At 41.8% G+C, this 1,661-nt stretch carries 1 protein-coding gene and 1 pseudogene; both read left to right on the plus strand.

The features are described 5' to 3' along the window. Positions 1 to 279 (plus strand): annotated as a pseudogene (locus ACFIK3_RS09410) (hypothetical protein); the annotation flags it as partial. A gap of 81 nt (positions 280 to 360) precedes the next feature. Then, positions 361 to 1,488: a N4-gp56 family major capsid protein gene (locus ACFIK3_RS09415; RefSeq protein ID WP_375633744.1), complete on the plus strand. Its 1,128-nt coding sequence runs from the start codon at positions 361 to 363 to the stop codon at positions 1,486 to 1,488. Positions 1,489 to 1,661: the final 173 nt, after the last annotated feature.

The following is a 1,661-nucleotide window of genomic DNA, read 5'->3' on the forward strand; positions in this document are numbered from 1 at the left end:
CAAAGAGATCTCAATCCGGCAGAAGAGATTTATAGAATAGCGCAAAATCTTGGCTATCAGAACCAAGGGGTTCAAGCAAATAATCAGGTTGCAGAACTTCAAAGCCGGCAGAATTCTGCGAGAACCTTAACAGCATCTGGTGGAGGGGGCGTGACGGGTCCTATGACCAAAGAGACACTTGCGAATATGTCAGAGAAAGAATTCAATGCTTGGATATCGAACCCGAAAAATGAAGCCCGTTTTTATGAAATTATGGGTGCAGATCCTGATTGGCAATAAGTTTTACAACATAATCCGCCTTGATGCGGGTTTTCCACCGGCTTTAAGCCGGTTTTTTTACAGCAAAGAAAGGTGAAATCAATGGCAACAACACATATAGGAACCCATGATCCGCAATCGGTGAAATTGTGGTCACAGAAATTAAGCAATGAAGTTTTGAAAGCGACAAAAATTGCTCCTCTGATTGGCAAAAGTTCGAACAGCATTATCCAGCTTTACAACGAAACCCATAAGAGTGCAGGGGATAGCGTTACGTTTAGTCTGCTGGTCAATCTGTTTGGGGACGGTGTCACGCAAGGCGAAACCTTAGAGGGCAATGAAGAAGCGCTTCAATTTATGAATGATCGGTTGGTGATTAACGAGCTTTTACATGCAGCACGTGTAGCGAATGATGACTCGATTGACCAACAGAGAATTCTCCCCAATTTACGGAAAAAAGCCAAAGAAGGTTTAGTTCGTTGGTATGCCAATCGTTTAAGCATCATGTTCTTTCTTCAGGTATGTGGTTATACACCCCGTACGATCAATGTTGATGGTCGAGAAGTGTATATTAAGCCGGTTCATTATGGCTTTAATGAAATCATGGCACCAAGCAATGAACGTATTATCCGCCCAGATGGTAAAACAAAGGATGAAGATCTCAATGATAAAGCCAAACATAGCTTTAGTCTTAAATTGATTGATGAAGCGGTTAAACAAGCCAAACTTGCCAATCCGCAAATTTCTCCAGTCCATGTCAATGGTGATGATGTTTATGTTTTGTATTTGCATCCAACACAAGTCATGCAATTGCGAACCAATACAGCCGTTGGTGAGTGGTTAGATATTCAAAAATCGGTTTATGCAACCTCTCGTGCGAAAAACCCAATCTTTGATGGTTCACTAGGCATGTATAATGGCGTTATTTTACGTGAAGCGATACATGTCACCCATGGTGTTAACTCGACAAATAATACAGCGGTAAAGAGTGTGCGTCGTGCGGTTTTCTTAGGAGCCCAGAGTGCGGTTATAGGTTTTGGCAAGAATCACAGTGCAACGCATTACACACTCAAAGAAGAATATTTTGATTATGAACGTCAATTTGGTGTTGCAGCTAAAACATTGATAGGAATGAAGAAGACCCGTTTCAAAATGCCAAATAGCGCACAAACAGCCCAAGATTTTGGAACGATTGTCATTCCTACCTACAGCGGTGAAGCTGGTGCGTAATCATTAAGGGGATAAGACATGGCAGATCAATTACCACCTCCATTGCAGGGAAGAACTCTTCATACCCAACAGGTAAGTTTCTTACGTTTGAATATTTCGCATAAAGATAAGCATCTTACGGAAAAAATCGGAATTTTGCCTCGTGGCGCTTTGATCACTTCGATGAAGGCTTT

It is taken from the genome of Bartonella sp. CB10SXKL (genome assembly GCF_042195515.1).
Classification (GTDB): domain Bacteria; phylum Pseudomonadota; class Alphaproteobacteria; order Rhizobiales; family Rhizobiaceae; genus Bartonella.